The organism is Geminocystis sp. GBBB08, from assembly GCF_016743215.1.
In the GTDB taxonomy this organism is placed as follows: domain Bacteria; phylum Cyanobacteriota; class Cyanobacteriia; order Cyanobacteriales; family Cyanobacteriaceae; genus Geminocystis.
Map to the genome: position 1 here is coordinate 1 of NZ_VRZC01000169.1, position 8044 is coordinate 8044.

Annotated in this window: 6 protein-coding genes and 1 pseudogene; 5 read left to right on the plus strand and 2 right to left on the minus strand. The window is 35.7% G+C overall.

Annotation, left to right across the window (positions count from 1 at the left end):
* Nucleotides 1–55 precede the first annotated feature (55 nt).
* The gene (mrdA, locus tag FWJ34_RS16290) at nt 56–1876 is read left to right on the plus strand and encodes a penicillin-binding protein 2 (RefSeq protein ID WP_308256399.1); all 1821 of its coding nucleotides are present in this window, start codon (nt 56–58) and stop codon (nt 1874–1876) included.
* Nucleotides 1877–2745: 869 nt separating this feature from the next.
* Complete coding sequence (glgA, locus tag FWJ34_RS16295; protein WP_308256400.1) at nt 2746–4116, plus strand: glycogen synthase GlgA; 1371 nt, start codon at nt 2746–2748, stop codon at nt 4114–4116.
* A 53-nt stretch (nt 4117–4169) separates the two neighbouring features.
* On the opposite strand, the gene FWJ34_RS16300 is transcribed toward glgA, so the two are convergent.
* On the minus strand, nt 4170–4370 hold the full coding sequence (locus FWJ34_RS16300) for a hypothetical protein (protein WP_308256401.1): 201 nt from the start codon (nt 4368–4370) through the stop codon (nt 4170–4172).
* A 270-nt stretch (nt 4371–4640) separates the two neighbouring features.
* On the opposite strand from FWJ34_RS16300, the gene FWJ34_RS16305 reads away from it, so the two are divergent.
* The 3 genes from FWJ34_RS16305 to aroB all read left to right on the plus strand — a co-directional run bounded on the left by FWJ34_RS16305 (nt 4641) and on the right by aroB (nt 7355).
* Nucleotides 4641–4874, plus strand: coding sequence for a hypothetical protein (locus tag FWJ34_RS16305; protein WP_308256402.1), 234 nt, complete (start codon nt 4641–4643; stop codon nt 4872–4874).
* Between the two features lie 267 nt (nt 4875–5141).
* Nucleotides 5142–6107, plus strand: a complete 966-nt coding sequence (gene hemC, locus FWJ34_RS16310; protein ID WP_308256403.1) for a hydroxymethylbilane synthase — start codon at nt 5142–5144, stop codon at nt 6105–6107.
* A 159-nt stretch (nt 6108–6266) separates the two neighbouring features.
* Nucleotides 6267–7355, plus strand: coding sequence for a 3-dehydroquinate synthase (gene aroB, locus FWJ34_RS16315; protein ID WP_308256404.1), 1089 nt, complete (start codon nt 6267–6269; stop codon nt 7353–7355).
* A 454-nt stretch (nt 7356–7809) separates the two neighbouring features.
* On the opposite strand, the pseudogene FWJ34_RS16320 reads toward aroB, so the two are convergent.
* A pseudogene (locus FWJ34_RS16320) lies at nt 7810–8044 on the minus strand (UDP-3-O-(3-hydroxymyristoyl)glucosamine N-acyltransferase); the annotation flags it as partial.

The following is an 8044-nucleotide window of genomic DNA, read 5'->3' on the forward strand; positions in this document are numbered from 1 at the left end:
GGATAAGCTATTTTGGATCATAATAAAAATAATTAAGCAATCAATAATAAATAAAATGGGATTAGTAAATTTAGTCAAAAAGCCTAAAGATAATTATATTAGGGACAAAAAAAATACAGGAGATCCAATTAACCGTAAAAATAAAAAAGTTTGGTTAACAGTTGGACAAAATGACCAACCAATATTTATTATGCTCTTAATTAGTCTTTTTCTTTTAGGTGCTATTGGCTTTCGTCTAGGATACCTACAAATAGTTGAAGGTGACAACTACTCTATTAAAGCTGATAATAACCGTACAAAGATTATCCCTAAACCCCCCGTCAGAGGCAATTTATTCGATCGCAAAGGGAGAATTTTAGCCGCAACTCGCTTATCTCATTCTGCTTACTTGTGGCCTATTGCTCAAAAAAAGGAAAATTGGCCAGAAGCAAAAACAATGTTAGCAAAAATTTTAGGCATATCGGCTGAAAATTTACAAAATATTTTAGCTCAAGAAGGTTACGATTCTCCTACCCTTGTGCGCATTGCTCGTAATTTAACCCCTCAACAAATTACCGCCATTGAAGAAAATCGTCATTTACTTTCTGATGTGGAAGTAGATACCGATACCGTGAGATATTATCCTCATCATAAAATTGGTTCTCATGTCTTAGGTTACACCAGAGAAATTAACGCTGAGGAATTAAAAGCACGGCAACAAGAAGGTTATCGTATGGGAGATGTCATTGGCAAAATGGGAGTAGAAGCTGGTTTTGAGTCAAAATTACGAGGAGAATGGGGCGGAATTCTTCTGGAAAGAGATGGCACCGGAAAAGTCCTTCGTAAATTAGGCATTAAAGAAGCTAAAGCCGGAAATGATGTTACTCTTACCCTTGACTTAGAATTACAAAAAGCCGCCGAAAAAGCTCTAGGCGATCGCAAAGGAGCAGTAGTGGCTCTAGATCCTCGTGATGGAGCAGTATTAGCGATGGTAAGCTATCCTGCCTTTGATCCGAATATTTTTTCAGGTAAAATTACCGAGCAAATGTGGCAAGAAGTACAAGCAAAAGGCTATCCTTTAATTAACCGTGCCTTAATGGGATTTCCTCCAGCATCCACCTTTAAAGTCGTCACAGCTACTGCCGGAATGGAATCAGGGAAGTTTTCCCCTAAAACAGTCTTACCTACCTATGCTTATCTTCATGTGGGAGGTACAGCTTTCGGAGAATGGAATCGTGCTGGATTTGGACCAATGGGTTTTGTAAGAGCATTGCAATGGAGCAGTAATACTTTTTTTGGACAAATAGGTAACGGTGTCGGAGGAGAAACCCTGATAGAATGGTCAAGAAAGTATGGTTTTGGTAGTAAAACAGGGATTGAAATTCCCGAAGAAACCCCCGGATTAATTGCCGATAATGAATGGAAAAAAAAGCGATTTAACTGGGAATGGACAATAGGAGATACCGTTAATATGTCCATCGGGCAAGGCTTTACTCAAGCAACACCTTTACAATTAGCAGTAATGTTTGCTGTACCTGCCAATGGTGGGTATAAAGTTACACCCCATCTTTATGAAGATAAAGCCACTTTTCTGAAAAAACGGCAATCTCTCAATTTAAAACCCGAAACCGTTAGTACTATTCGAGAAGGGTTACGAGCGGTTGTTGCTGGTGGTACGGGAGGAAAAGCTAGTCTTAACGGCATCGCAGTAGCAGGTAAAAGTGGTACAGCCGAAGCACCACCGGGTAAATCCCATACATGGTTCGGTGGTTTTGCTCCTTATGACAAGCCTGAGATAGTCGTAGTTGCCTTTGTTGAACATTCAGGAGGGGGGGGAGGTTCAACGGCTGGACCAATTGTTAGAGAGGTTTTAGAGGCATATTTTAAATATAAGTAATGAGGAATTCGCCATATTTAACCACTTTAAATTGACTGGTTACGGTAGGCACTCTTGCAACAGGGCATCGGGGCAATGCTAAGAATAATCGATTGACACTGTATTAAAATTGATTTTGCAAACTTTGTTGATTCAACCTCAGTTCTTCTACTTTGAATATCTTAGATTTGTTGCAGATCATGAGGTTTAATACGATAACAAAGAGCTAGTTAATTCTAGGAATAAAAAATAAGAAAATCAATTAAGATATATTTTTGGTGAATTCTTGTTTCTTGGAGTTTAAATCCCTTGCCATACCTAACACCTGACACCTTTACACCACCGAAAATTTTATAGCTCTTGATAGTAATTCAGTATTTTTGTTCTGATGCAAGATCTCAGTATTACTTATTACCTATTATCAGCCCCTTGACAAATCGCTTTTTTATTAAAAAATGGAGCATATATAATAGTATTATTTGTTTTTATGTGACATAAAAGTATTTTAAAATAATAAAAAATAAGGCATTGAGGAAATAAAATAAAAGTAAAATTTCTTAAAATTTATCCCACAACACCAAAAACTATTTTGATTTTTAAAAAAATTTAAGTGCCGCGAAAAAAAAATAAAAGGTAAAAACAAACACAAAAAAACCCGCCAAAAAAACCAAATAAACCAATTAAACCAGACAAAAAAAACCTCCTAATAACAATAAACCAATTAAACAATCAAATCTGATCCTATAATACTTTGAGGCAATAGACAAGCCTATATATTGCCTATGCGCTATTACCTAATTTTTACAATGTACAAAAATTATTTTGCATAAGTACTGAGATTATGTCACAATCACCCTAGTCTTTAGAAATCACACTTAAATTAAATCACTATGCAAATTTTATTTGTGGCGGCAGAGGCTGCACCCGTAGCTAAAGTTGGCGGAATGGGAGATGTTGTCGGTGCATTACCTCAAATATTACGCAAATTAGGTCATGATGTGCGGATTTTTATGCCTTATTATGGCTTTTTACCTGATAAGTTAGATGTCCCTAGTGAACCAATTTGGTGGGGTAATGCCATGTTTCAAAAGTTTGCTGTCTATGAAACTGTCTTGCCTGAAACTGATGTTCCTTTGTATCTTTTTGGTCATCCTTGTTTTGGCGGACGTCATGTTTATGGCGGTGATGATGAATATTGGCGTTTTACTTTTTTCTCCAATGGTGCGGCTGAATTTGCTTGGAATTATTGGAAGCCTAACATTATTCATTGTCATGATTGGCATACGGGAATGATTCCTGTCTGGATGCACCAATCTCCTGATATTAGTACTATTTTTACTATTCATAATCTAGCATATCAAGGACCTGGACGAAATTTATTGGAACAAATGACTTGGTGCCCTTGGTATATGGTAGGTGACAATACAATGTCTGCTGGGTTACAATTTGCCAATTTAGTTAATACCGTTTCCCCTACTTATGCCTCCCAAATTAAAACTCCTGAGTATGGAGAAAATTTACACGGTTTATTGTCTTGGATTAGTGGCAAGTTACGGGGTATTGTTAATGGTATCGATACAGATAAATATGATCCAGCTGTCGATAAGTTAATTCATCAAAATTTTACCATCGAAACTATTGATCAACGTCGATTTAACAAAATTAAACTTCAGGAAGAATCAGGTTTAGAAGTTAATCGCAATGCTTTTTTAGTGGGCATGGTGACACGTTTAGTTGAACAAAAAGGCATTGATTTAGTCTTACAGACTGTCGATCGATTTTTAGCTTATACTGATGCTCAATTAATTATTCTTGGTACTGGCGATCGCTTTTATGAAACACAATTATGGGAAATGTCTTCTCGTCATCGGGGAAGAATTTCGGTACAATTATTACATAATGAAGCTATCTCTCGGCGAGTATATAGTGGTATTGATGCCTTTTTGATGCCTTCTCGATTTGAGCCTTGTGGTATCAGTCAACTATTGGCAATGCGTTATGGTGCAATTCCCATTGTGCGGAAAACAGGTGGTTTAGTAGATACAGTTTCTTTCTTTGATCCTACGACTGAATCAGGTACCGGTTACACTTTTGATCGTTATGAAGCTCTTGATTTATATACTTGTCTGATTCGTGCCTATGAAGGTTTCCGTTTTAAAAAGGAATGGCAAAAACTACAAATTCGGGGCATGAGTCAAGATTTTAGTTGGTATCAATCTGCCCTCGAATATTTGCAAATGTACGAAGAAACAATGAATTAGCAGTAGCAATGAGGAATGAGGAATGAGGAGTTTTTTATTCCCAGTTCTCCATTCTAGCTTAAAGACGCACTACTGCGATCATAACTTACCCGAAAACTAGCATTAGGTTTACCTTGGGTGGGATTCCAATATTCAGAAGGGTTAATATCCATCCCTATTTCAACCGCAGTACGTCCTAACATTGATTGTTGACGATTTTTGATCATTTTATGATGACGCATCATTAATGCACGAGCTTGATTTTGAGTATCCATATCTCTTTTCTCCTAATTTTTTTGCTATATTGATATATTAAACAACTTTCTGTATAAATTGTTACTAAAATCAGAAAAATTAATAAAACTTAATATTTATCAAATCTCTACAATATAAAGTGTTTTTTGATCATTCCTCAATGCAATGCTTTACAAATTATTAAAAAAACCCGTAGTTTTTACTGTTGTTCTTATTTTTACGTTAAAATCTTGAGAATCTTAAAATGAAAAAACCTTTACAAATCTTAATATTATTCTTATTTTCAGATCATGATCATTCCCTGTCTTACCTTTGAATTTAATTCTCCTCCCATCTCCCATAATCGTATTTCAGAAGAGGTGGTAGCCGAAGCCATCGCTCATGTGATAGAATCAGCACGTTATCAAGGTCAATCTTTAGATGATTTAGTCGCTGAAGTTTTAGAAGATGATCCTCTATTAGATCAAGTACAAAGACAATGGTTGAGTAAAATAGTAACTCAGGCTTGGCAAAGTTTAGCTTAGTGCATTAATCTCTGATTCAATGACTTCTTGCACCAAGTTGCGGCAATAGGGAATGGGCACTCTTGCAATGGGCAATAGTCAATTCTCAATTCTTCAGGCAATAGTTATTAAAATTGATAATTTCCCACCTAAAATAGATTTTAATTTTTATTTTGCACTCGTGTCTAATTTTTTGATTATTTGTTCCACTAAGTCCTAACTCAATATAACTAGCATTTTTCTGATAAGCTAGATCGAGTTCTCAAAATTTCTATAAAAACTATTTATATGACCGTAACTATTGATAATGAACGTACTATAGTAATTGGATCTCGGAAAAGTCAACTAGCTTTAGTACAAACTTATTGGGTTAAAAAAGAATTAGAAACTCATTTCCCTAATATAGAATTTGAAGTCGAAAAAATGAGTACTCAAGGGGATAAAATTCTGGATGTGGCTTTAGCAAAAATTGGTGATAAAGGTTTATTTACTAAAGAATTAGAAGTAGGCATGATCAATAATGAGATAGATTTTGCCGTACACTCTCTTAAAGATTTACCTACCAATCTTCCCGAAGGTTTAATGTTGGGTTGTGTTACCCAAAGAGTTAACCCAGCCGATGCTTTAGTCGTTAACCAAAAACATCAAGATAAACTGCTCGATACATTGCCTGAAGGTGCTGTTATTGGTACATCTTCTCTTCGTCGTCTCGCTCAGTTACGTCATCATTACCCCCATTTAAGTTTTAAGGATGTGCGCGGTAATGTTAATACTCGCTTAGGCAAATTAGACGCCGGAGAATATGACGGTATTATTCTTGCTGTAGCTGGTTTAGAAAGATTAGGTATGACTGATCGCATACATCAAGTAATACCTGCCCATATTTCTCTTCATGCCGTCGGGCAAGGTGCTTTAGGTATTGAATGTCGTATTGGTGACGATTCTGTCCTACATGTTATCAAAGCCTTGGAACATCCTGACACTAGAGATTGTACCATTGCTGAACGCTCTTTCTTACGAGTTTTGGAGGGCGGTTGCCAAGTGCCTATTGGTGTTAATAGTATTATTGAAGGAGATAATCTTACCTTAACCGGGATGGTTGCTAGTTTAGACGGAAAACAACTACTTAAGGATAGTGTAACAGGCGATCGCCATAGTCCTGATCACCTTGGGACTCAACTAGCCGAAAAACTTAAACAGCAAGGAGCAAAAGAAATTTTAGATCTTATCCTAGCACAAGTAGATCGCCATTAATCATTTAATATTTGACAATTGACAGTTAAACAATAATGTTACTCAATCAAGATTTTCAAGAGTTTCTCGCAAAGGCGCAAAGACGCAAAGTCTGTTTTTAATCTTATACTCTAATTTATTCTTCACCCCCAACATATAATAACTCCTAATTCATTATCTATGGACTCAATTATATCCGTACCTTTGCCGGATAATTCTTATTCAATTTATGTGACTGATAATGGTTTATCCACTATCGGCGAAAAAGCACAACAATTCAACCTCGGCAAAAAAATCCTCGTGATTTCTAATCCTGAAATTTTTGCTTATTATGGTGAAACCACTGTTAAATCTTTAGAAGACGCAGGTTTTACTGTCAATTATCATCTCATCCCTGCCGGAGAAAACTATAAAACCCTTGAATCTATTTCTCACATTTATGATACTACCCTTAAGTATCGTCTCGAACGTAATTCTACTATGATAGCCCTGGGAGGAGGAGTTGTCGGTGACATGACGGGATTTGCCTCAGCTACTTGGTTACGAGGTATTAACTTTATTCAAATTCCTACTTCCTTACTAGCAATGGTTGACGCTTCCATTGGCGGGAAAACTGGAGTTAATCACCCCCAAGGCAAGAATTTAATCGGTGCTTTTTATCAACCAAAATTCGTCTTAATTGATTCTAGTGTCTTAAAAACATTGCCTGAGCGAGAGTTTAAAGCCGGTATGGCTGAAGTTATTAAATATGGAGTTATTTGGGATAAAACCCTTTTTGAACGGTTAGAAAATGAAAATAACCTTCATAGCTTGAATAATTTATCAACAGATCTATTAAATGAAATTTTAACTCGTTCCTGTCAAGCCAAAGCAGATGTTGTCTCTCAAGATGAAAAAGAAGCAGGATTAAGAGCTATTCTTAATTATGGTCATACCATCGGTCATGTTATCGAAAGTTTAACTTATTATCAGACTTTTGTACACGGAGAAGCCGTAGCTATTGGCATGGTAGCTGCCGGAAAAATCGCCTTAAAAGCTAATTTGTGCTCGGAAGAAGAAGTCATTAGACAAGAAAAATTAATCGCCAAAGCAGGTTTACCAACTCAAATCCCTCATTATCTTGATTTAGATGACATTATCGCTAATTTACAAACTGATAAAAAGGTTAAAGCTGGTAAAGTTCGCTTTATTTTACCTCAAACTATTGGTCAAGTTATCATCTCTGATCAAATTAGTACTGATTTATTAAGGGAAGTTTTTAAACGATAATGCTATCTTAAATCATCGATAAAAAACTGCTATTTTAGAAAAAAAAGTTTAACAATTATCAGATTTACTCATAATAATATTGAGAATCACAACTGTACCAATCAATAGCATCAACCATTGTGAAAATAAATTTACCCTTTCATCACAGCCAAGATGCCTATTCTACTAAATTTATTTCAAAGTACAATCTTTTAGTGCATAATTTCTTAAAACTTTCAGATAAATAGTTAAGGAAAAACAATTAAGACACTCAGGAGTAGAATATGAACGAACAAATACCTATCTCTCTTTTAAAAGAGGGCAAAATTGAGGAATGGAATCATTGGAAATCCCAATAAATATATAGGCCAAGTAGATTTAAGAGTTGTTAGTTTATATTGTGCTAGTTTAGGGAAAGCTAATTTAAAGGATACTAATTTAAGTAGTGTTAATTTAATGTATCAAAATTTATCAGTTATATTTGATCATTTTTTTTCTGTAATTCTTTAACTATTTTGTAAATTTCTGGAAGTTTCTTATAAATAGCTGATACTTTTAAATATAGCTTATTATTGACCGCCGGAGAGCCTGATACCGTTTCTCCAGTTTTTACATCGTTATGTATTCCTGTTTGGGCTGAAGCTATAGCATTGTCTCCCATGTGTGCCTGATTTGCCACCCCTACTTGCCCCGCCAAAATAACTCGGTTG